The sequence below is a fragment of the Bradyrhizobium sp. CCGUVB4N genome, assembly GCF_024199945.1.
GTDB lineage: Bacteria > Pseudomonadota > Alphaproteobacteria > Rhizobiales > Xanthobacteraceae > Bradyrhizobium.
In genome coordinates, this window is the sequence record NZ_JANADP010000001.1 from 5,708,390 (window position 1) to 5,730,369 (window position 21,980).

Genomic DNA, 21,980 nt, shown 5'->3' on the forward strand with positions numbered 1-21,980 from the left:
CTAACCTGCGGCGCTGGATTGCGGACCGAGATTGGCGCGCTTGTCGACGCGGCCAACGCGCGACAGCAGGTAATCGACCTCCGCCTTCGCCGCCGGCGTGATGGTCGCGCCGGGCTTGCGCTGGGCGCTGGAGGCGATGATGCCGCGCTTCTGCAGCACGTGCTTGCGCACGGCAAGGCCTGCGCCCGGCTGCTGCTCGTAGCGGATCAGCGGCAGATGGGCGTCGAACAGATCATGGGCGGCGTCGCGCTTGCCGGCCTTGGAGAGATTGACGACGTCGATCAGAAGCTCGGGGAAGGCATAGCCGGTCATGGCACCGTCGGCGCCGCGCTCCATCTCGAAGTCGAGGAACATGCCGCCATTGCCGCAGAGGATCGAGAGCGGACGGAGCGAACCATCCTTCTGGAAATTGCGCAGCGTCGAGATCTTTTCGAGGCCCGGCCAGTCCTCGTGCTTGAGCATCACGCAGTTCGCATTGTCCATCACGATCTTGCGGATCACCGCAGGCGTGAAGATCACCGAGAGCGTCAGCGGATAATCCTGGAGGACCCAGGGCACGTCAGGACCGATCGCCTCGGCCGCCTGCTTGTAATAGCCGATGATCTGGTCGTCGGTGCGGAGCGAAGGCGGCGGCGCGATCATGACGCCGGCGGCGCCTGCGTCCATCGAGGCCTTCGCCAGCGAGCGCATGGTGGCAAAGCCCGGCGCGGAGACGCCGACGATCACCTGCATCTTCTTGGCGCGCTTGACGAAGCGCACCGCCACCTGCTCGGCCTCGGCGGCATCGAGCTTCGGCGCCTCACCGAGGATGCCGAGCACCGTGACGCCATCGCAGCCGACCTCCTCGTAGAAATCGGTCAGGCGGTCGATCGAGCGCTCGTCGATCCGTCCGTCATCGTGGAACGGCGTCGGCGCGATTGCGAAAGTGCCCTTGGCGTCGGCGGTCAGTTTCATCGTCTTTCCTGTCTCTCTCTCTATTCGTCATTCCGGGATGGCCCGAAGGGACAGGCCCGGAATCTATAACCACAAGTCGGGGTTATGGATTCCGGGCTCGCGACTTCGTCGCGCCCCGGAATGACAGTTTTGGCTAAAACCGCCGCGCGCCCATCTTGATCTGCTCCTCGGAGAAGAAGATCTCCTTGGCATGCTCAACGACGTCCTGGGCCTTCCAGCCCGTGTGCGGCGGTTTCCAGCCTTCCATCTCCATCATCCGCATTTCGCGCACGCCGCGGGGCCCGGACACGCCCAACACCTTGCCGGTCTGGTCGCCCGACAAATCGCTGACCATGTATAGCACGGCCGGCGCGATCCCGTCCGGCCCCAGCGCCGCACCGGGGTTCTCCTTATAGCGGGGCAGGTCTGCGGTCATGCGGGTCAGGGCGCCCGGGGCGAGCGTCCAGATCCGGATGTTGTACTTGCGGCCCTCGATCGCCAGCACGTTGGACAGGCCCCAGATGCCGCCCTTGGCCGCGCCGTAATTGGTCTGGCCGAAATTGCCGATCAGGCCCGATGTCGAGGAGGTGTTGACGATGACGCCCCCGCCGTTTTCCCGCATCCAGCGAAACACCGGCATGGTGCAACAAAAGGTGCCCTTCAGATGTACCTTGATCACCTTGTCCCAATCGGACTCAGAGGCCTTGGCGAAGGTCTGGTCGCGCAAAATGCCGGCATTGTTGACCAGGATGTCGGCGCGGCCGAAATGCTTGATGGCGTCGTCGAACACCGACTGGCCGCCCTCCATGGTCGAGATGTCGGCGCCGTTGGCGACGGCCTTGCCGCCCTCGGCCGTGATCGCGTCCACCACGAGCTGCGCCATCGACTTGTCGGCGCCGGAGCCGTCGCGAGGCCCGCCGAGATCGTTGACGACGATCGAGGCCCCTTCCCGCGCGAACAGCTTTGCGTAGGCCTCACCGAGGCCCCCGCCCGCGCCGGTGATCAGCGCAACCTTGCCGTCGAGTAGTCCCATGGTGGCTTCTCCCTGTTTTTGTTGTTTCGTGTCCCGGACGCGATGCAGCGTGAAACACTGCTTCGCAGAGCCGGGACCCAGATCTTTCTTTGCCAGGGCTCTCTGGGCCCCGGCTCTGCAGCGCACCGTTACGCGCTGCGCCGCGTCCGGGGCACGAGACCTATTTAACCCAGCACCGTCTTGCCGTTCTTGATCACCGTGACGCCGCGTGACTTCACCTTGGCTTCGAACGAGATCGTGTTGCCGTCCTTCCAGAGGTCCATGGTCACGGTCTCACCGGGATAGACCGGCGAGGAGAACCGCGCGACGTGCTGGCGGAACGCGCTGGCATCATAGTCGGCATAGGTCTGGAGCACGCTGCGGCAGGTGATGCCGTAGGTGCACATGCCGTGCAGAATTGGACGCGGGAAGCCGGCCTTCTTCGCAAACTCGGGATCGCTGTGCAGCGGATTGCGGTCGCCGCAGAGGCGATAGACCAGCGCCTGGTCGGGACGCGTGACGATGTCGATGGTCTTGTCCGGCGAGCGCGTCGGGATCTTGTGCGGATCGGGCTGGGTCAGAGCCGGCCCGCCGAAGCCGCCGTCGCCGCGGGCGAAGCGCGAGGCGACAAGAGTTGCGAGCTTCTCGCCCTTCTCGTTTTTCAGCACGGTCTGGTGGCTGATCACCACGCCCTTCCCCTCGCCCTTGTCGTAGACTTCGAGCACGGAAGAATCGGCGGTGATGTTGGCGGCGACCGGCAGCGGCTGATGGAAGGTGATGTCGCGCTCGCCATCGACCACCATCACGCGGTTGAGATTCATCTCGCCCGGCCCCGAGCCCCATGCGGCGACCGAGGCGAAGGTCGGCACCACCTTGAGCGGCCGCGGCGTGAATGCGCCCTCATTGACGAAGGCGAGCTCGTTCTCGTCCATCGGATCGGCGCCGAGGCCGATGCCGTAGGCGTAGAGCATGACCTCGCGATCGCCGTAGGAATATTTCTGGCCGATGTTTTTCAGGCCTTTGAGCTCTTCGTATCTGGCGGACATTTTTCTGATTTCCTCTCCGGATTCTTATGCGCCGCGGTCAGTCGAAGTGCCTTCGTAGGATGGGTAGAGCGCAGCGAAACCCATCATTGCTGGCGTCGGTGGGTTTCGCTTCGCTCTACCCACCCTACGCAGCAGGCTATCTCAGGCCGGCGTGAAGAACGGCAGCGGTGCGCCGTCCGTCGGCTTGAACACCACCTTCACCTTCTGGCCGATCTTCAGCTTATCGAGATCGCAGTCGACGAAATTGGTCTGCACCGACGGTCCCTCCTTCAGCGTCACGTAGCCGATGGCGTAAGGACCGGTCGGCGACTTCCGCATCAAGCTCCAGGTGTAGATCGTGCCCTCGCCTGACGCCTCTTCCCACACCGTCTTGTCGGAGTAGCAGAACGGGCAGATCGAGCGCGGGAAGTAATGCGCTTCACCGCACGCGGTGCAGCGCTTGATCATGAACTTGCCTTGCTTGGCCGCGTCCCAGAACGCGGCGGTCTCCGGATTGGTCACCGGGGCCGGATACTTTTTCGCTTCGCTCATCACACGCGCTCCAGAATGGCCGTCGAGGCGGCGTGGCGAACACCGAGAAGGCCGCCGGTGCCGTGGGCGATGGCGAGATCGCAATTCTTGACCTGCACCTTCGGATGCGCCTCGCCGCGCAACTGCCGGACGGCTTCGATGATCTTGGTCATGCCGCCACGGTTGACGGGATGGTTGCTGCAGAGGCCACCGCCATCGGTGTTGAACGGCAGCTTGCCGACGCCCGAGATGAGGTTGCCGTCGGCGACGAACTTGCCGCCCTCGCCCTTCTTGCAGAAGCCGAGATCCTCGAGCTGCATCAGCACCGTGATGGTGAAGCTGTCGTAGATCGAGGCGTATTTGATGTCCTTCGGCGTGATGCCGGCTTCCTCGAACGCACGCGGACCGGACCAGATGCCGGCGGAGTAAGTGAGATCGAGATCCTTGCCGCCGCGCGGCCCCTTCATCGCTTCGCCATGACCGATCAGCTTGACCAGCGGTTTCTTCAGGCTCCTGGCGATCTCCGGCGTCGTCACGATCAGCGCACCGCCGCCGTCGGACACGACGCAGCAATCCATGCGGTGCAGGGGATCGGAGATCATCGGCGAGTTCAGGACGTCCTCGACGGTGACGACGTCCTTGAGCATCGCATGCGGATTGTATTGCGCATGGTGCGAGGCCGCGACCTTGATCCAGGCAAGCTGTTCGCTGGTGGTGCCATAGTCGTGCATATGGCGCATGGCACACATGCCATAGGCATTGTGCGTGGTCGCGCCGTAAGCGGACTCGAAATCGACCTCGGCGCCGGCCGCGCGCGGCGGCATCACGCCGGTCCGCGGCTTGCCCGCGAGTGTGATCAGCGCGATCGAGCACTTGCCCGCCGCGATCGCCTCGGCGGCATGGCCGAGATGGATGATGTAGGAACAGCCACCGGTCTCGGTGGAATCGACGTGGCGGAGTTTCTTGGTGTTCAGGCCGAGATAATCGACCATCGGCCAGGCGCCGCCGGGCGCGTCGCCCGCGCAGAAATAGCCGTCGACATCGTCCTTGCTGATCCCGGCATCCTCGATCGCGCCCTTGGCGACCTCGGCGTGAAGCTGGGCGGTGGATTTGTCCGGCGCATGCCGGGTCGGGTGTTCGTAGATCCCGGCAATGTAGGCCTTGCCCTTGATGGTCAAAACAGAGGTCTCCGCTCGCGTTTCTTCTTGGCTCTTTTTTCTGAACCGCACCGGGCTGCTTGGCAAGCGCGGAAATATTCCGTCGGGCGAGAGGGCAGCGGGTTGGCGCAAGTGCCGACGATCATGAGGCGCTCGTCTGCTTCACATCGACGTTGCGAGCGCGGCAACGGAGAAGACGGACAAAATCCTAAAGGTGTTTTGCCCGACGGCACAAGCGGCTTTTCGCTTTATCGAAAGCGTCCGCTTTTACGAAAACAACCCCATGCACAGTAGAACGGTGGTTGATTTCAAAAGAGAATCCTTAGGGTGGGCAAAGCGACTTGTCCGCCGTAGCTCGAAGAGCGAAGGCGGAAGCGTGCCCACGTCTTTTGCGCAATTTTCGGCGAGATGGTGGGCACGGCGCAAGTGCGCCTTTGCCCCTTTGACTACACGGGTCGCATCTCGCGGCCCGTTGGATCCATCTCGAGTATCGATTCATACAGCCCGCCCATGACCACCGTCGGTCTCTCATCCTCGTCAATTTGAAAAAGCCGCCACGCAACGCCTCTCGCTTCCTCCTCCAGGGAGCCAGGATCATCGAGCAACCGGCAAAGTCCGAATAGCAGTCGCCACTGCATTGCCCTTACCACCGCGGTGAGATCGCTTTCTGCTGCGCCGGCGGAGAGCAAACGCTGGAGGGCAGGACCAATCTCGCCGCCCGGATTGCTCGAAACATCATTGATGCGATCACGTATCCAGCCTGCTCCGTCATCCGCGACGACAAGCTTCCAGGCCTCGCGCAAGAACAGGAACCGCGCCAACTGCGGAAGGTCCTCGTCGAGCTGAGATCGCGCCCAGTCTGCGGGATTGCGAGCCCCTAGTCTCCGGAATAGTTCTGTCAGTTCATCGGGTTTCATATCGCTCTTCCACAGAAGGCGCTCGACACTCCAACTCGGTGTCGCAATTGCAAGCGTGCCAACTCTGGTTCAATCCCGGTGACATGGTCGGCACCGTGCCATGCGCATTCGCCCGTGGATCCGGCACTACTGGCACGGCTCGGGCTCGAGAACCATAGGCTTCATCCCCAGCGACAAGTGGATGATTTTGCCCGCTTTCGTGGTGAAGAGGATTGATCGCTCGTGATCGGGGCTCTCCACCTCGACCTCGTACTCAGGAGAATCCTCACCCTTGGCGTTCTTCGAATCCTGCTCCGCCTTGGCATCGACCGCATCGTTCTCGCCGCGATAGTAGAAGCCGAGACTCTTCTTCACCGGCCCATAAGCGCTCAGGATGGCGTCCTCCGCGGAGCCAATTCCGAGACCGTGCGCATCCGCGACGTCAGGCGCCTTCCCGTCTGAGTCATAGACCTGGATGACGGTGATCCTGCCGTGCTCAAGGACGTAGGCAAGGCCCGGCTCCTTTCCGTCGGCGCGCCAGGTCAAGTAGCACTGGTCATCTTCGAAGGGGGGCTGTCGAGGGAGCAGCTTGGTCTTCAGCGCCTTCTCAGCCGCTTTCACATCCATACCTAGGCGAATGGGGCCGACGCCCTCCCAAGACAAGGTTTCGGCAGTAGCCGGACTCGTCAGCAGCAAGGCTGCCATCATCAACAACCCACGCCGCATTTCGCCACCCCAGAGCATAGTATCGATCGTGCCCCACTTGTAGCCGTGATAGAGCAAAGCGGCCCACGTCTTTTGCGCAGTTTCGGCGAGATGGTGGGCACGGCGCAAGTGCGCCTTTGCCCACCCTACGGCACCTGACCTACTCGGCTGCGATCTGCCTTGGCGCCGGCGGCGGGGTCGCGAGGTCGGCGGCGAGCTGGGCGTAGCGGGCCTTGGCGTCGGCGACCGCCTTCTCCTTCACCGGGCCGTAGCCGCGGATGCGGTCGGGCAGCGAGAGCAATTCGACCGCGGTGTCGACCGTGACGGGCGACAACAGGCCGAGCACGGTGGCGACGTCCTTCTCGTAGCCGACGATCAAATCGCGCTCGAGTTTGCGGTCGGCGCTGCGGCCAAAAATGTCGAGCGGGGTGCCGCGCAGGAATTTGAATTTTGCCAGCACGCCGAACACCTTCAGCATCCACGGGCCGAAGGCACGCTTCTTCGGGCGGCCCAGCGCATCGACGCCGGACGCCAAAATCGGCGGAGCCAGGTTGAAGCTGAACTTGAAGTCGCCTTCGAACTGATCCTGGAGCTGCTTTGCGAAGGCGCCGTCGGTGAAGAGACGCGCAACTTCGTACTCGTCCTTGTAGGCGAGCAGTTTTGCGTAGTTGATCGCGACCGCGCGCGGCAGCGCATCGCCGTAGCCGCCCTTCACCGCGGCATCGCGGACCTGGTCGACCAGCTTGCGATAGCGTTTTGCCAGACGGCCGTTCTGGTAGGCAGTGAGATGCTTGGCGCGATGCTCGATGACCTCGTCGAGCGTCATGGCGTCCAGCGTCTTGGGCGCTTCGACCTCGTCCGTTCCCTTCAGCATGTCGGCAAGGCGCGCGGGGTCCGCGACGGCAAGACGCCCGAGGCGGAAGGCCTCCTTGTTCATCTTGATCGAAACGCCATTGACCTCGATCGCCTGCTCGATCGCCTCCGCCGACAGCGGGAACAGCCCCTTCTGATAGGCATAGCCCATCATCATCATGTTGGTGGCGATGCTGTCGCCGAGCAGCTGCTCGGCCGGCTTGGTGAAGTCGAAGAACACGGAATCCTTGTGCAGCGCCGTCTCCAGCAGCCCGTTCAACTTGCGGGTCTGGAAGTTGAAGTCGCGGTTGAGGACGAAGTCGGCGGTGGGAATAACGTGGCTGTTGATGATGCCGCGGGTGCGGGTGGAGTCGCACAGCGAGATCGTGTCCTTGGCGACCGCGACCACCTCGTCGGCGGCGAGCACGACGTCAGCGGTGCCGGTAACGATGCGCGAGCACGTCACCTCGGCCGGATGATCCGACAGGCGGACGTGGCTCAGCACCGCGCCGCCCTTCTGCGCCAGGCCGGACATGTCGAGGATCATCGAGGCCTTGCCCTCGATATGCGCGGCCATGCCGAGCAGCGCGCCGATCGTGAGGACGCCGGTGCCGCCGACGCCACCAACGGCGATGTTGTAGGGCTTGTCGAGCGACGGCCGCGAGGCCGGCTCGGGAATCGCACCGATATCGCCGAGATCGGCAGGCGCACGGTGGCGCGGCTTGCCGCCGTCGACAGTGACGAAGGACGGGCAAAAGCCCTTGAGGCAGGAATAGTCCTTGTTGCAGGCGGACTGGTTGATGGCGCGCTTGCGGCCAAATTCGGTCTCCAGCGGCTCGACCGAGATGCAGTTCGACTGCACCGAGCAGTCGCCGCAGCCTTCGCAGACCGCCGGATTGATCATGACGCGGCGCGCCGGATCTTCCATCAGGCCGCGCTTGCGGCGGCGGCGCTTCTCGGCGGCGCAGGTCTGCACGAACACGATCGCGGACGTGCCCTTGTACTCCCGGCACATCTTCATGACGTTCTGCAGCTCGTCGCGATGATACAGCTTCACGCCCGGCGCGATGGTGTCGGCCGGATATGCGTCGGGCGCCTCCGAGACCAGATAGATCTCGCGAATGCCTTCGGCGTGGAGCTGGAAAGTGATCTGCTGCGGCGAGAGATCGCCGTCGTGACGCTGGCCGCCGGTCATCGCGACGGCGTCGTTGTAGAGGATCTTGTAGGTGATGTTGGTCTTGGAGGCGACTGCCTGCCGGATCGCGAGAAGGCCGGAATGGAAATAGGTGCCGTCGCCGAGGTTCGCAAAAATGTGGTTCTCGTTGGTGAAAGGCGCGATGCCGACCCACGGCACACCCTCGCCACCCATATGCGTGAACGTCTCGGTCGAACGGTCCATCCACAGCGCCATGAAGTGGCAGCCGATGCCGGCGAGCGCGCGGCTGCCTTCGGGGACCTTGGTCGATGTGTTGTGGGGGCAGCCGGAGCAGAAATACGGGGTGCGGGAGACCGGCGCCGTGGGGATCATCTGGGACGCCTGGCGGCCGTTGAACCAGTCGGCCTTGGCGCGGAGCATCTCCGCAATCTCGGGGTTGAGATTAAGTCGAAGCAGACGTTCGGTCAGCGATGTCGCCAGTGACGCCACGCTCAGCTCGGCGGCGAACGTGAGAAAACGCTTGTCGTGCTCATCCATCTTGCCGACGATGCGCGGGCGGACGTCGTCGCGCCAGTTGAACAGCACCTGCTTGACCTGGTTCTCGACGATCTCGCGGCGCTCCTCGACGATGAAGATCTCCTCGAGACCGACGGCGAATTCATGCACGCCTTCCGGCTCCAGCGGCCAGGGCATGCCGATCTTGTAGAGGCGGAGGCCGATCTTGGCGGCAACCTCTTCAGTCACGCCGAGCTCGCGCAGCGCCTGGCGCACGTCCTCGTAGCTCTTGCCCGAGGCCATGATGCCGAAACGGGCGTTCGGCGAATCCATGGTGACGCGGTTGACCTTGTTGGCGCGCGCAAAGGCGATCGCGGCGAAGCCCTTGTAGTCCTGCAGGCGGCGATCCTGCTCGAAACGGTCGTCCGGCCAGCGCAGATTGAGCCCGCCGGGCGGCAGCTCGAAATCCGGTGGGATGATGAAAGGCTTCATCTCGTCGGTGAGGTCGATCTCGGCGGTGGTCTCCACCGTTTCGGTGATCACCTTCATGCCGACCCAGCAGCCTGAATAGCGCGACATCGCGATGCCGAGCAGGCCCATCTCGATCATCTCGTGGATGCTCGAGGGATAGAGATACGGCATCAGCGCCGACATGAAGGCGTGGTCCGACTGATGCGGGACGGTGGAGGATTTGGCGCCATGGTCGTCGCCGGCCAGACACAGCACGCCGCCGTTCTTGGCGGAGCCGGCGGCATTGCCGTGGCGGAAGACGTCGCCGCAGCGATCGACGCCGGGGCCCTTGCCGTACCAGATGCCGACGACGCCGTCGTATTTGGCGCCGGGCGAAAGGTTGAGCTGCTGCGAGCCCCAGACCGCGGTCGCCGCCAGATCCTCGTTCACGCCGGGCTGGAACTTGATGTTGTACTGCTCGAGGTGCTTTCGGGCGGCGAAAAGCTGCTGGTCGTAGCCGCCGAGCGGCGAGCCGCGATAGCCGGAGATGAAGCCCGCGGTGTTCAGGCCTGCGGCACGGTCGCGGCGAATCTGGGCCATGGGCAGGCGGACCAGCGCCTGGATGCCCGTCGTGAAAATATGACCGGTGTCCTGGGTGTATTTTTGATCGAGACTGATCGGACCCTGGTTGATTCCCATGTTGTCCTCTTTCGCCCTTTTGAGCGTTTGGCTGCTTAAGCCGTTGCCTGCCCGTTGTTTTTAGCTAGGGCGCGCCGACCACCTGCGCCACTCTATGTCGGATATTTAACGCGGCGCATCACAAATCTGGCGCTTCCGCGGCGGCAGGAAAAAAACGCAATTTCGTGGCCGGAAAGGCATGGGCGATTTTCAATTTGTGTCACCATAGCCCTGCGTCGCGAAATGACGTGACGTCCGTATGATGCGACAGGGCTGATGAGTCGCAGCAAGAAGGGTCGACGATGCGGAGGATTCTGGCTGGCCAGGCTCTGGTAGGTTTGATCTTGTGCAGTGCGGTTGCGAGCGCGGCCCTCGCCGCCGAGCCGTCGCCCAAGCTGATCGCCTACGGCAAGACGCTGGTCGAGGCCGGCGACTGCGCAGGCTGCCACACCGCCGATCCCGCAAAGCCCTTCGCCGGCGGCAAGCGCATCGACACGCCCTTCGGCGCGATCTATGCGCCGAACCTGACGCCGGACCGCGACACCGGGATCGGTGCATGGACCGACGATAATTTCACCCGCGCCGTGCGCACCGGCACCGCGCCGGACGGCTCGCTTTATTACCCGGCCTTCCCCTACCCCTACTTCACCCGGATGACCAAGGACGACACGCTGGCGATCCGCGCCTATCTCGGCACACTCGCGCCGGTCGCCAGCCGCAACAAGCCGCCGGAGCTGCGTTGGCCATTCGGCTATCGCGGCCTGATGCGAGCCTGGAACTTGCTGTTCTTCACGCCCGGCCTGTTCGAACCGGACCAGAGCAAGAGCGCGGTGTGGAACAGGGGCGGCTATCTCGTCACAGGGCTCGGCCATTGCGGCGCCTGCCACACGCCGAAGAACTATTTTGGTGCCGACAAGGCCGCGCAGGCCTTGTCCGGCGGCGATCTCGGCGGCTGGTATGCGCCGCGGCTCGATGGTGCCGCGCGCACCGGATTGCAATCATGGAGCGCCGACGACATCACCGAATATCTGCAGAGCGGCCGTAACGCCAAAAGCCATGCCGGCGGGCCGATGGCCGAGGTGATCGTCAATTCAACCTCGAAGATGAGCGATGCCGATGTACGTGCGATCGCGGTGTACCTGAAGAGCCTGCCGCCGGTGCGCCGGGAAACCATCGTGACGCCGCCCGACGAGACCGAGATGCAAGCGGGCCAGGCGGTCTACGCAAAACTCTGCGTCGCCTGCCATGAAGCCGACGGCTCGGGCGCGCCGCGCATCTATCCGCCGCTGCCGGGCAATGCGCTGCTGCAATCGATCAACCCGTCCTCGACCTTGCGCATCATCCTCGACGGCGCCCATACCGTGACGACGCCGCGGGCGCCGAACACCGGCGAGATGCCCGGCTATGCCAAGCAATTGTCGGATGACGAGATCGCTGCGGTGACGAACTATATCCGCAATTCCTGGGGCAATGCCGGCCCGCTGGTGACGCCTGCGCAGGTGAAGAAGGCAAGGAAGCAGGAGCCGTAGCTACTGCGCCGCCGCAAAGACGGCGCGCTCCCTCGCCCCGTTCTTACGGGGAGAGGGTTGGGGTGAGGGGCTGCTTCGGCAGAGACGGCGTCAGTTCGACTCGCGGAGACTCCCCCTCACCCGGATTGCATCTAACGATGCAATCCGACCTCTCCCCGCAAGCGGGGCGAGGTGAAGAAAGCGCCCTACTGCTCCTCATCCCCCGTGAACACGAACTTCGGCATCTCCCATTTGTAGCGCACCGCCAGCAGGCGGAGGCTGATGCCGAGGACAAACGTCAAAATGGTCCAGAGCTCGGCGTTGAGATTGAGGCCGAAAGCGGTGGCGTAGAACAGCCCCGTCACCACCGAGACGGTGGCATAGAGTTCAGAACGAAACAGCAGCGGCACGTCGTTGCAGAGCACGTCGCGCAACACGCCGCCGGCGCAGCCCGTCACCATGCCGGAGACGATGACGATCGGCAGCGAGGCATCCATCTGCCAGGCGACGTCGCAGCCGGTCATAGTGAAGACCACGAGGCCGATGGCATCGAGCACGATGAAAGCGAGCTTGAGCCGATGCACGAGCCGCGCGAACAGAATGGTGAGAAAGGCCGCGCCGCCTGCGAGCGCGAGGTAGATCGGGTTTTGCACCCAGGACAGCGGATAGTGCCCAAGGAAGAGATCGCGCAGCGTGCCACCGCCGAGCGCGGTGATGCAGCCGAGGAAGCAGACGCCAAGCCAGTCCATGCTGCGGCGGCCGGCCGCCAGCGCAGCGGTCATGCCCTGCGCGGCCACCGCGACCAAAGAGAGGAAATGCAGCACGCTATCGCTCGGCGGCAGGCTCCACATCGCTTCTGTTCCCTTCTCCGTGCGATGGAACTTACGCACAAGGTTCCCGCATGAACAGGTTCCCGATTCCTCGCACGAGGGCAACATGCGACGAAAGCATAACGCGCACGGAACAGAATCTCGCAGCTGAGGGTTGTCAGGGGGCAATCAACGAGGAGACCCAATCGATGGCTGACGACCGTTTTCCCAACGATCCGTACCGCCCGAACCTCGCCGACGATGAGTACCTTCGCGCGGCGCGCCGGGATGCCGACCTTCAGGCCGATCCCGAGCTGGGTGAAGGCCCCGCCTCCAGCGGCAAGGTCGCGCTGTTCGCAGTGGCTGTCGCGCTGGTGCTGGGCGCCGTGTTCTATGGCTTGAACAATAGCAGCACGGGCAACCAGGCAAGCAATGCGCCGACCACGCAGACCGCGCAGCAGACGGCTCCGGCCAATCCGGCCGCGCCTCCCGGCATGCGTGACGTGACGCCGCGCAACAACACCGCGCCCGGCGTGACCACGGGTGCTGCCCCGAGCAAGCCGGCCGCTCCGGCGGATATGCCTGCGGCAAAGCCGGATCCGGCTCCGCCGGCTGAGGGCGCGAAGTAACGATTTACAACAGATTGCGACGGCGGCGGGATCGAAAGGTCCCGCCGCTGTTCGTTTGGTCTAGCTGAACATCTTGTTGAGCTCGCCGCCGGAATAGCCGCTGCCGAGTTCGGTGAACGTTCCCTTCTCCGCCATCTCCTTTGCCGCGCGCATGAAGCCGCCCCAGGCGGCGCGGGCGAGCGAGCCGCCGACGCTGATCCGGCGCACGCCGAGATCTTCGGCTTCCTTCAACGACAGGCCGGAGCCACCGATCAACAGGTTGAACGGTCTGGGTGCGACAGCCTTCACCACGGCCGCGATGTCCTCACGCGTCTTCAGGCCCGGCGCGTAGAGGCAATCGGCGCCGGCGTCCGCATATGCGGTAAGCCGGTCGATGACGAGCTTGAGATCGGTCACGCCCCACAGGAACGCCTCGCAGCGGCCGACCAGCAGGGTGTTGCTGTCGCCGATCGCCTTGCGCGAGGCCTTGATGCGCTCGACCGCCAGCGCGCGGTCATAGAGCGGCTTGTCCTTGTCGCCGGTGGAATCCTCAATCGAGAGGCCGGCCACGCCCGTGCGCACGCCGCGCTCGACATTGTCGGCGACCTTGTCCGGTTCGACCGCGAAGCCACCTTCGAAATCCGCATTGACGGGAATGTCGACGGACGAGCTCAGTGCTGCCAGATGCTGACAGACGTCCTCGACGGTGACGCGGTTGTCGGCCTTGCCGATGGTCCAGGCGAAGCCCGCGCTCGATGACGCCAGCGCCTTGAAACCGAGATGCTGCAACGCCTTGGCGCTGCCGACATCGACCGGATTGGGCAGGATGAAGCAGCCGCTCTCGTGCATCTTCCTGAACGTCGCGCGCTTGTCAGCAGTTGTCACATGCATGTTTCTCTCCCTTGTTGGCCGCGCAGAGATAGGCACGCGTTTTGGGCAGCGCTAGTGCGCGCCCGGCAGCGCTAGTGCGCGTCGTGCACGGCGCGGCTGTCCTTTGGTGCCTGCTCGCGATCCGTCATGCCGTAATCGCGGACGACGCTGGCGATGCGCAGGTGATAGTCCGCGAAAATCTTCGCCCTGCCCTTGGCCTGGGTGCGGCGGTGCTCCATCGTGTTGCGCCAGGCTTGCACCGCGGCCTCGTCGCGCCAGAACGACAGCGACAGGACCTTGCCCTTCTCGGTCAGGCTTTCAAAACGCTCGACCGAGATGAAGCCGTCGATGGTTTGCAGGATCGGCTTCAGATCGGCCGCGAGGTCGAAATAGTCCTGGCGATGTTCCGGCTTGGGCCAGACTTCGAAGATCACGGCGATCATGGGCAGCTCCTGCTGTTGGTCTCTTACAGTACCACCTTGCGCAGGAAGGTGCGCTCTTCCGCGAGGATGAATTTGTTATCCTCGGCGAAATGGAAATTGGCCATGCCCTCGGCATCCTGACGCAGCCGCGCGCGATAGGCCTCATAGGCGGCGAGGCTTTCGAAGGTGATCAGCGCGAACGCGATGTTGTTGGTGCCCTCATGCGGCATGAAATAGCCGATCAGGTCGCCGCCGCATTTCGGGATGATGGTGAGCCAGCGCTTCGAATATTCCTCGAACTGCGCGCGCTTGAAGGGATCGAGCTGATAGCGGATGAAGACGGTGACGGGCATGGTTGGCTCTCCTGTGTGTGCTCCTCATCCTGAGGAGCGCGGAACGCGCGTCTCGAAGGATGGAGGCCCGGCCGGTGGCCTCGCCCTTCGAGACGCGCGCAAGAGCGCGCTCCTCAGGGTGAGGATCGGGCTTGCTGTTTCGCTTCGCTGTTCGTTCGCAACAACGATGTGAGACACGCTACGCGCTTGCCCAACCACAATGCTTCGGCTACCATCGAAGCATGAAATCAGGACCCGACATCGCCATGGTCGCCGCGCTGGTCGGCGACCCCGCCCGCGCCAACATGCTCACGGCGCTGATGAACGGACGCGCGCTCACGGCAAGCGAGCTCGCGCAGGAGGCCGGGATCACCCCGCAGACCGCGAGCTCGCATCTGGCAAAGCTCGAGGCCGGCGGGCTGGTCGAGCCGGAGAAACAGGGCCGCCACCGCTACTACCGCCTCACCGACGACGACGTCGCCGGCGTGCTCGAAGGTCTCGCGGGGCTCGCCGCACGCACCGGCCACATGCGCGTGCGCACCGGGCCGAAGGATCCCGCGCTGCGCCGCGCGCGGATCTGCTACGACCATCTCGCCGGCGATCTCGGCGTGCAGATGCTGGATTCCCTGCGCGCACGAAACCTGGTCAGGCAGAAGAAGCAGGACATCGAGCTGACCGCCGAGGGCGAGCGCTTCCTCGCCAAAAATCTGCAGATCTCGCCTGACATGCTCAGCCACCCTCGCCGTCCCGTCTGCAAGGCCTGTCTCGACTGGAGCGAGCGGCGCCACCATCTCGCCGGCACGCTTGGCGCCGCGATGATGCAGCGTTTCGCCGAGCTCAAATGGGCCGCGCGCGACGCCACGCCCGGCAGCCGCGTGGTGAACTTCACCCGCACCGGCGAGAAGCAGTTTGCGGCGCTGTTCGGCGGTGAGAAAGACTGACAACACGATTGCGTGTGGACACTCACAGTCGTCATGGCCGGGCTTGACCCGGCCATCCACGCGGTTATGCGAACGTCATTCCGTGACCGCCAGAGACCTCCATGATCCGCATCCTCCCGGCCGCCCTCGCCGCCGCCCTGCTCGCTTCCCCACTGACCACCGTGCACGCCGCAGACACGCCCCAACGCGAGCCCTACGGCATCGCGCTCGAAGGCTTTGCCTATCCCTATCCAGTGCACCTGCTGCCACTCGTGAACGACGGCGAGCAGCTCAGCATGGCCTATATGGACGTCGCGCCGGCGCAGCCGAACGGCCGGACCGTGGTGCTGCTGCATGGGCGTAATTTTCCGTCGAGCTATTGGGCGCCTGTCATCAAGATGCTCACCGACGCCGGCTATCGCGTCGTGGTGCCGGACCAGATCGGCTTCGGCAAATCGTCCAAGCCCACCGGCGAACTGCATTTCGACAATCTGGCGCGCAACACCATCGCGCTGCTCGATCACTTAGAGATCAACAAGGCCGATGTCGTCGCGCATTCGCTCGGCGGCATGCTGGGCGTGCGCATCGCGCGTGCGTATCCTGATCGCGTCGCCCATCTGGTGCTGACCGCGCCGATCGGGCTCGAGGATTATCGCCTCTACGTGCCGCCGACGCCGACCGACAAGATCATCGAGACCGAGGACAAGCTCACCGCCGACGGGTACCGGAAACAGCTCCAGACCAATTACGCGATCAAGCTGCCGGGCGACGCGATCACGCCGTTCATCGACGCCCGCTTCAACATCAAGGGCAGCCCCGATTATCCGCGCTGGCTGCGCGCCTTCGTCTCATCCGGCCAGATGATCTATCGCGAGCCGGTCGCGCATGAGATTCCGCTCATCACCGAGCCGACGCTGTTCATCATGGGCGCCGACGACCACAACGCGCCGGGCCGGCCGAACGCGCCGGAAGCGCTGCGCGCCAAGATGGGGCAGAACGCCGAGCTGGCAAAAGCGTTCGCGGCGAAGATGCCGAATGCGCGGGCTGAAGTCATTCCGGACACGGGCCACCTCGTCTTCCTGGAGGCGCCCGACAAGTACAAGGAGCTGGTGCTGGGATTCCTCGGCCACTAGCGCCATCCATGTCGCGCGAGGCCGTACGCGGACAATGTTCATGCCGCATTCAGGTCATGATTGGCAGGTTTGGATCGCGCCGTGCCGACATGTCGCAAAAATTAACATGTCGAATCGTATGGTTTGATTCATTGTGCGCCGCAAGCGCCAAGCCCCCTAGTCTACCCTCAGAGACTTTGCCCCCAAGGACCAGAAGGAAGATCACATGAAATATCTGTTTGCCGCCGTGATGCTCGCCAGCGCGGTCGTCGGCTTCAGCGAGGCGGCCAGCGCCGCCGGCGGTTGCGGCCCGGGCTGGTACCGCGGCCCCTATGGCGGCTGCCGTCCGATGGGTGGTCCGGTGGTCGTGGCCCCGGCCCCGGTCGTCGTCGCTCCGCCGGTCGTCGTCGTGCGTCCGCGCGTGTGCCCCTATGGCTTCCGCTGGTACGCGGGCCGCTGCCGCCCGTTCTGATCTTTCGCACTTGCGAAATGGCCGCGCGGGATCAGCCTGCGCGGCCATTTTCGTTTTGAGAGGCTTGGCGCATGGAAAACTGGCGCATGAAAAAAGGGGATCGCCATCGCGATCCCCTTTTTCAGTTCAAGCGTGGCGTTACCAGTGACGCCAGTGGTGGCGGTGCCAGCGTCGGCGCCAGCCCCAATGACGGTGGCGCCATCCCCAGTGACGGTGATGCCAGCGACCGCCGCCATGCCAGTGCACCTGCTCGGGCTTGAGCTGGGCTGCTTCCTCGCTGCTGGTGACGGCGGGATGAGCGTCCGGATTGGCGAGCGGCATGCCGCCATTGCCGAGCGGCTGCGGCGCCAGCGGCGCGGCCTGCGCGGCGGCAGAGAATGCGGCCGCACCGGCCGCGACGCCGATGGCGAGTTTCAGAAAATTGCGGCGTTCCATGACTTCTTCCTCTCGGGCGAGCGTTGCATGATGCAAGAGGAAGTCTCGGGCTCGCGACATGAACTGCCGCTGAATCGCGCGTTCAGGTTCATTGCAATGCTGTCAGGGAAGCGCGCTACGTCGCAAATCAGCGCATCGCCTTCCAACATCGCGTCCTGTTGTTTGGCCGCAGCATAGCTGGTTATAGTGCCTGCAACAAAAAGCCAGCGCGACGGAACATGACGAGCGCGCGACATCAGGGAAGGACCGCCATGCGCAGGATCATCACGGGCATCATCGCGATCGCTGGCCTCCTTCCCCTCGCCTCGCGCGCCGAGATCGTCCGCTTCGATATCACCGAGCGCGTGCCCGCCTTCGCCGGGCGCAGCTTTGGCAATGTCGGCACCTATGAGCGCATCACCGCGCGCGCGACCTTCGCGCTCAACCCGGCCGACGACCGCAACGCCATCATCACCGATCTGGCGCTGGCACCGCGTAACGCCGACGGCAAGGTGGAAGCCACCGCCGATGTCGTGATCCTGCGGCCGACCGATCCTGCGCACGGCAACGGCACGCTGCTGCTGGACGTGCCCAATCGCGGCAGAAAACTCGCGCCGCAATTGTTCGACGATTCCGCCCAGCCCGGCGCCAACAACGCCGACAAGGCCGAGGACGCCGGCATCGGCTTCCTGCACCGCCAGGGCTTCACGATGGTCTGGGTCGGCTGGCAGGGCGACATTCCCTCCAAGCCGGGGCAGCTCGCGATGACGGCACCGGTGATCAAGAACATCAGCGGTCCTGCGCGCGAAGAATTCGTGTTTGACTCGACGGCGAGCCCGGCTCGCGCGACGCTGACCTGGCCCGCGGCGGATGCCGCCAACCTCAACGTCACCGTGCGCGCCGCCTGGGCCGATGCGCGGCAGACGCCGCCAGGTCTCTCCGCAAAGCTGGTCGATCCCAACACCGTGGAGATCATCCGCCCCGACGGTTTTGACGCCGGCGCGCTCTACGAGATCACCTACACCGCGCGCGATCCGGTCCCGCTCGGCATGGGCTATGCCGCCGTGCGCGACGTCGTCAGTTTCCTTCGCCACGACGAAACGCAGGCCAACCCGCTGCTCGACGGCCTGCATCCGTCAATCAGCCGCGCCATCGGCTTCGGCGTCTCGCAATCCGGCCGCTTCCTGCGCGACTTCCTCTATCTCGGCTTCAACGAGGATCTTGGGGGACGCATGGTGTTCGACGGCTTGATGCCGCATGTCGCGGGCACGCGGCGCATGGCAACCAATGTCCGCTTCGGCCAGCCCGGCCGCAACCCGCGCCACATGCAGGATCCGGCGTGGCAGGCCGATCTCTTTCCCTTCACCTATGCGACGCTCAGCGATCCCTATTCCGGCAAGACCGACGGCGTGCTGCGCCGCTGCTCGCTCTCCGTCACCTGCCCCAAGGTGATGCAGACCGACAGCGAGCACGAATGGTGGGCCTCGCACGCATCGCTGCTCGTGACTGATCTCGCCGGCAACCACCTCGACCTGCCCGACAACGTCCGCGCCTACATGATCGCGGGCACACCGCATTTCGCGGAAGCCACTGATGTGATGAAGAAGGGCCTGCCGGCGATGTCGCTGCCGCAGAACCCGATGCATGCAGGCGGGCCGATGCGCGCGCTGCTCACCGACCTCAACGCCTGGATCAGCGACGGCACCAGGCCGCCCGCAAGCCGCGTCCCCATGCGCGCGCACGGCACGCTGGTTGCGGCGAAAGGCGCCGTGCCGACGGATATCCCCGGCCTGCCCTATGCCGGCATCCACACGCTCGCCGCCTTCTCCGACCAGAGCGTGCTGCCGCCGAAGGAGATCGGCCGCTATCCCGTGTTCGTGCCCAAAGCCGACGATGACGGCATGGCCATCGCAGGCATTCGCCAGCTCGCGCTCGCCGTGCCGCGCGCGACCTACACCGCCTGGAATCCGCGCGCGATCGGATTTGGCCCGACGGCGCTCTATCCCTTGCAGGGCGCGGTCGTGCCGTTCGCACCGACCGAAGCCGCGCGGAAAGAAGTGCACGATCCCCGGCTGTCGATTGCGGAGCGTTATGCCGACGACGGCGCGTATGTGGCTGCGGTGAAGCGTGAGGCGGCAAGGCAAGTGGCCGAGCGGATATTGCTGCCGGAGGATGCCGAGCGCGCGGTGGAAGCCGCAAAGCAAGGCAAGCTCGCGAAGCTCGGGCCGTACTGACACCCGCCAGCCGGCGCATCACACCAGCTTGATCGGCGCGTTGCCTTGCGGTTCCGCAGCACGCGGCGTAGCCTGCCACCACAGGTAGCGGGTTCGAAGCGGTTCGGCCTAGCGGGAGAGAGCGATGGTGGACCAGGTCTCATCTCAGGTCTCGTCTCAAGTGTCCTGGAATCTTTCTGGTGACTATTTCGAGAACTGCAGTTGCAGCATCGTGTGCCCGTGCCTGGTGTCGGCGGGTCCGCCGCTGACTGCGCGGCCAACCGAAGGTTTTTGCAACGTGCCGCTGGTCTTCCACATCGAGAGCGGCCGCTACGGCGAAACCACTCTCGACGGCCTCAACGTTTTCGTCGTCCTCCATTCACCCGGAATCATGGCCGATGGAAACTGGTCGCAGGCGACCTATGTCGACGAGCGCGCCGATGATCGGCAGACCGAGGCGCTGGCTGCGATCTTCGGCGGCACCGCCGGCGGTCCCATGGCCGCGTTCACGCCGCTGATCAGCAAGAACCTCGGGGTGAAGAAGGCCCCGATCACGTTCCGGATCGACGGCAAGACGCGATCGGCGGAGATCCCGGGCATTTTGCACATGTCTGTCGACCCGCTGCCGACCATGCATCCGAGCGGAGAGATGTGGGCGAACATCGGCCATCCCGTGAGCCCCGACAGGATGGTGATGGCGGTCGGCGCCACCGACAACACCTATAGCGACCATGGCATGCGCTGGGACAATTCGGGCAGGAACGGTCTCTATGCGCCGATCCAGTGGTCGAACCAGGCCTGACGCGGCCGTTCGCGCGACGGCCGGTGACGCGCATCGCACATGACCAACAGCGCCATCGAAACCGTGCTGCGGCGCGACCGCTGGATCGTCGGCGGCGCGATCGCGATCATCGTCGTGCTGGCATGGGCCTATGTGCTCTGGCTTGCCGACGACATGGACATGGGCGGCATGGACATGACCGGCTACCGCATGATCCCGGCCGGGATCGCAATCATGCTGCCGGCTGATGAGCCATGGAGGACGATCGAGTTCGCCTACGTGTTGCTGATGTGGACGGTGATGATGATCGGCATGATGGCGCCATCGGCCGCGCCCATGATCCTGATGTACGCCCGCGTGGGCCGGCAGTGGCAGACCCAGGGTCGGCCGTTTGTGGCAACCGGATGGTTTGCGGCCGGCTATCTCTTCGCCTGGACCGGGTTTTCGCTGGTCGCGACCTGTCTGCAATGGCTGGTCGAGCGGGCGGCGCTCCTGGATTCCCGGATGACCCTTGCGAACAACCTGATCGGCGCGCTGGTGCTGATCGCGGCCGGCATCTATCAGTGGACGCCGATCAAGGACACCTGCCTCGTCCAGTGCCAGTCGCCGCTGATGTTCCTGATGCGCCACGGCGGCTTTCGCGACAATGCGCGCGGCAGCCTCCTGCTGGGATTTCGGCACGGCGGCTATTGCGTCGGCTGCTGTTGGCTTTTGATGGCGCTCCTGTTCATCGGTGGCGTGATGAACGTGCTCTGGATTGCGCTGCTGGCGCTACTCGTCCTGCTGGAGAAGCTGACGCCGGCCGGACGATGGGTCGCGCGGGCGGCCGGCCTCGCATGTGGTGTCGCGGGCGCCTCGCTACTGGTGTCGTCGCTGCACTGAGCGGCGCGACGAAAAAAATTACGACCATGTCGGATCGCCCGTCCCTCATCCGTCCTATGCCTAGGACAGCACGGAGACGCCACATGCCCGACCTCACCTTGATCACCTACGACTGGGTTCCCCCACCGCCGCGCGGCTATGTCCGCGACCTCAGGGTGCGCTGGGCGCTCGAGGAAGGTGCCCAGCCCTATCGCGTTGCCAGCACGCCGTTCGACGACCGCGGGCCAGCGCATCTGGCGCACCAGCCGTTCGGCCAGGCGCCATGGCTGACCGATGGCGATCTCTCGATCTTCGAGACCGGCGCAATCCTGCTACATCTCGGCGGGCTCAGCGAGAAGCTAATGCCATCAGATCCGCGCGGCCGCAGTGATGTAACGGAATGGGTGTTCGGCGCGCTCAATTCGGTGGAGATGGCGACCCTGCCCTGGACGATGCTGAAGTTCATGGGCGAGCCGGGCTCGAAATTCTTCGACAACTTCATTGAGCTTCGCCTCAAGCGCATGGAAGCGGTGCTGGCCGATCGCGAATGGCTGGTAGGCACCTTCTCCGTCGCCGACATTTTGATGGCGGACGTGCTGCGCATCGTCGAGCGTTTCGACGGGCTCGCCGGCAGTCCGGCCTGTGCCGCTTACGTCGCGCGTGCCACGGGCCGCCCGGCATTCGCCAAGGCGCGGGACGACCAGATGGCGCATTTCGCAGCGGCAGATGCAGCGCGTGCCTAATCCTTAGGGCGGATTAGGCGAAGCC

23 protein-coding genes are annotated in these 21,980 nt (G+C 64.5%); 9 read left to right on the forward strand and 14 right to left on the reverse strand.

Annotation, left to right across the window (positions count from 1 at the left end; all coding sequences use genetic code 11):
• From NLM31_RS26440 to NLM31_RS26475, 8 genes are all read right to left on the reverse strand, one after another.
• A complete protein-coding gene (locus NLM31_RS26440; protein WP_254194158.1) occupies positions 1 to 954 on the reverse strand; it encodes a dihydrodipicolinate synthase family protein in 954 nt (317 codons plus the stop codon).
• 133 nt (positions 955 to 1,087) lie between these two features.
• Positions 1,088 to 1,966 (reverse strand): SDR family oxidoreductase, encoded by an 879-nt coding sequence (locus tag NLM31_RS26445; protein WP_254194159.1) that lies wholly within the window; start codon positions 1,964 to 1,966, stop codon positions 1,088 to 1,090.
• Between the two features lie 164 nt (positions 1,967 to 2,130).
• Positions 2,131 to 2,991: a MaoC family dehydratase gene (locus NLM31_RS26450; RefSeq protein ID WP_254194160.1), complete on the reverse strand. Its 861-nt coding sequence runs from the start codon at positions 2,989 to 2,991 to the stop codon at positions 2,131 to 2,133.
• Between the two features lie 141 nt (positions 2,992 to 3,132).
• The gene (locus tag NLM31_RS26455) at positions 3,133 to 3,522 is read right to left on the reverse strand and encodes a Zn-ribbon domain-containing OB-fold protein (protein ID WP_254194161.1); all 390 of its coding nucleotides are present in this window, start codon (positions 3,520 to 3,522) and stop codon (positions 3,133 to 3,135) included.
• The gene (locus tag NLM31_RS26460; RefSeq protein WP_018322309.1) at positions 3,522 to 4,679 is read right to left on the reverse strand and encodes a thiolase domain-containing protein; all 1,158 of its coding nucleotides are present in this window, start codon (positions 4,677 to 4,679) and stop codon (positions 3,522 to 3,524) included. The genes NLM31_RS26455 and NLM31_RS26460 overlap by 1 nt, the downstream gene beginning before the upstream one ends.
• A 425-nt stretch (positions 4,680 to 5,104) precedes the next feature.
• Positions 5,105 to 5,575 (reverse strand): hypothetical protein, encoded by a 471-nt coding sequence (locus NLM31_RS26465; protein WP_254194162.1) that lies wholly within the window; start codon positions 5,573 to 5,575, stop codon positions 5,105 to 5,107.
• Between the two features lie 126 nt (positions 5,576 to 5,701).
• Entirely contained in the window at positions 5,702 to 6,388 is a 687-nt protein-coding gene (locus NLM31_RS26470; RefSeq protein WP_254194163.1) for a hypothetical protein, read from the reverse strand.
• Between the two features lie 31 nt (positions 6,389 to 6,419).
• Positions 6,420 to 9,911, reverse strand: a complete 3,492-nt coding sequence (locus NLM31_RS26475; protein WP_254194164.1) for an indolepyruvate ferredoxin oxidoreductase family protein — start codon at positions 9,909 to 9,911, stop codon at positions 6,420 to 6,422.
• Positions 9,912 to 10,192: 281 nt separating this feature from the next.
• Between NLM31_RS26475 and NLM31_RS26480 the strand changes: the two genes are divergently transcribed.
• Entirely contained in the window at positions 10,193 to 11,419 is a 1,227-nt protein-coding gene (locus NLM31_RS26480) for a cytochrome c (RefSeq protein ID WP_254194165.1), read from the forward strand.
• A gap of 185 nt (positions 11,420 to 11,604) precedes the next feature.
• Here NLM31_RS26480 and NLM31_RS26485 read toward each other — a convergent pair whose 3' ends face one another.
• The gene (locus NLM31_RS26485; protein ID WP_254194166.1) at positions 11,605 to 12,249 is read right to left on the reverse strand and encodes a trimeric intracellular cation channel family protein; all 645 of its coding nucleotides are present in this window, start codon (positions 12,247 to 12,249) and stop codon (positions 11,605 to 11,607) included.
• Positions 12,250 to 12,416: 167 nt separating this feature from the next.
• Between NLM31_RS26485 and NLM31_RS26490 the strand changes: the two genes are divergently transcribed.
• Positions 12,417 to 12,836: a hypothetical protein gene (locus tag NLM31_RS26490; RefSeq protein ID WP_254132144.1), complete on the forward strand. Its 420-nt coding sequence runs from the start codon at positions 12,417 to 12,419 to the stop codon at positions 12,834 to 12,836.
• Between the two features lie 60 nt (positions 12,837 to 12,896).
• On the opposite strand, the gene NLM31_RS26495 is transcribed toward NLM31_RS26490, so the two are convergent.
• From NLM31_RS26495 to NLM31_RS26505, 3 genes are all read right to left on the reverse strand, one after another.
• Entirely contained in the window at positions 12,897 to 13,706 is an 810-nt protein-coding gene (locus tag NLM31_RS26495; protein ID WP_254194167.1) for an oxaloacetate decarboxylase, read from the reverse strand.
• 71 nt (positions 13,707 to 13,777) lie between these two features.
• Complete coding sequence (locus NLM31_RS26500) at positions 13,778 to 14,128, reverse strand: antibiotic biosynthesis monooxygenase (RefSeq protein WP_254194168.1); 351 nt, start codon at positions 14,126 to 14,128, stop codon at positions 13,778 to 13,780.
• Positions 14,129 to 14,151: 23 nt separating this feature from the next.
• The gene (locus NLM31_RS26505; RefSeq protein WP_254194169.1) at positions 14,152 to 14,460 is read right to left on the reverse strand and encodes an NIPSNAP family protein; all 309 of its coding nucleotides are present in this window, start codon (positions 14,458 to 14,460) and stop codon (positions 14,152 to 14,154) included.
• Positions 14,461 to 14,681: 221 nt separating this feature from the next.
• Between NLM31_RS26505 and NLM31_RS26510 the strand changes: the two genes are divergently transcribed.
• From NLM31_RS26510 to NLM31_RS26520, 3 genes are all read left to right on the forward strand, one after another.
• On the forward strand, positions 14,682 to 15,380 hold the full coding sequence (locus tag NLM31_RS26510; protein WP_254194170.1) for a winged helix-turn-helix domain-containing protein: 699 nt from the start codon (positions 14,682 to 14,684) through the stop codon (positions 15,378 to 15,380).
• Positions 15,381 to 15,481: 101 nt separating this feature from the next.
• A complete protein-coding gene (locus NLM31_RS26515; RefSeq protein ID WP_254194171.1) occupies positions 15,482 to 16,492 on the forward strand; it encodes an alpha/beta fold hydrolase in 1,011 nt (336 codons plus the stop codon).
• A 205-nt stretch (positions 16,493 to 16,697) separates the two neighbouring features.
• The gene (locus tag NLM31_RS26520) at positions 16,698 to 16,943 is read left to right on the forward strand and encodes a GCG_CRPN prefix-to-repeats domain-containing protein (RefSeq protein WP_254132150.1); all 246 of its coding nucleotides are present in this window, start codon (positions 16,698 to 16,700) and stop codon (positions 16,941 to 16,943) included.
• 138 nt (positions 16,944 to 17,081) lie between these two features.
• Here the strand turns inward: NLM31_RS26520 and NLM31_RS26525 are convergent, their stop codons facing one another.
• Entirely contained in the window at positions 17,082 to 17,378 is a 297-nt protein-coding gene (locus NLM31_RS26525) for a twin-arginine translocation signal domain-containing protein (RefSeq protein ID WP_254132151.1), read from the reverse strand.
• The gene (locus NLM31_RS26530) at positions 17,357 to 17,614 is read right to left on the reverse strand and encodes a hypothetical protein (protein WP_254132152.1); all 258 of its coding nucleotides are present in this window, start codon (positions 17,612 to 17,614) and stop codon (positions 17,357 to 17,359) included. The genes NLM31_RS26525 and NLM31_RS26530 overlap by 22 nt, the downstream gene beginning before the upstream one ends.
• Before the next feature lie 15 nt (positions 17,615 to 17,629).
• Between NLM31_RS26530 and NLM31_RS26535 the strand changes: the two genes are divergently transcribed.
• The 4 genes from NLM31_RS26535 to NLM31_RS26550 all read left to right on the forward strand — a co-directional run bounded on the left by NLM31_RS26535 (position 17,630) and on the right by NLM31_RS26550 (position 21,955).
• Positions 17,630 to 19,591 (forward strand): alpha/beta hydrolase domain-containing protein, encoded by a 1,962-nt coding sequence (locus NLM31_RS26535; RefSeq protein ID WP_254194172.1) that lies wholly within the window; start codon positions 17,630 to 17,632, stop codon positions 19,589 to 19,591.
• A 124-nt stretch (positions 19,592 to 19,715) separates the two neighbouring features.
• Positions 19,716 to 20,372, forward strand: coding sequence for a DUF1326 domain-containing protein (locus NLM31_RS26540; RefSeq protein WP_254194173.1), 657 nt, complete (start codon positions 19,716 to 19,718; stop codon positions 20,370 to 20,372).
• A 39-nt stretch (positions 20,373 to 20,411) separates the two neighbouring features.
• On the forward strand, positions 20,412 to 21,233 hold the full coding sequence (locus NLM31_RS26545) for a DUF2182 domain-containing protein (protein WP_254132155.1): 822 nt from the start codon (positions 20,412 to 20,414) through the stop codon (positions 21,231 to 21,233).
• Positions 21,234 to 21,316: 83 nt separating this feature from the next.
• Entirely contained in the window at positions 21,317 to 21,955 is a 639-nt protein-coding gene (locus NLM31_RS26550; protein WP_254194174.1) for a glutathione S-transferase family protein, read from the forward strand.
• The last annotated feature ends 25 nt before the right edge of the window (positions 21,956 to 21,980 follow it).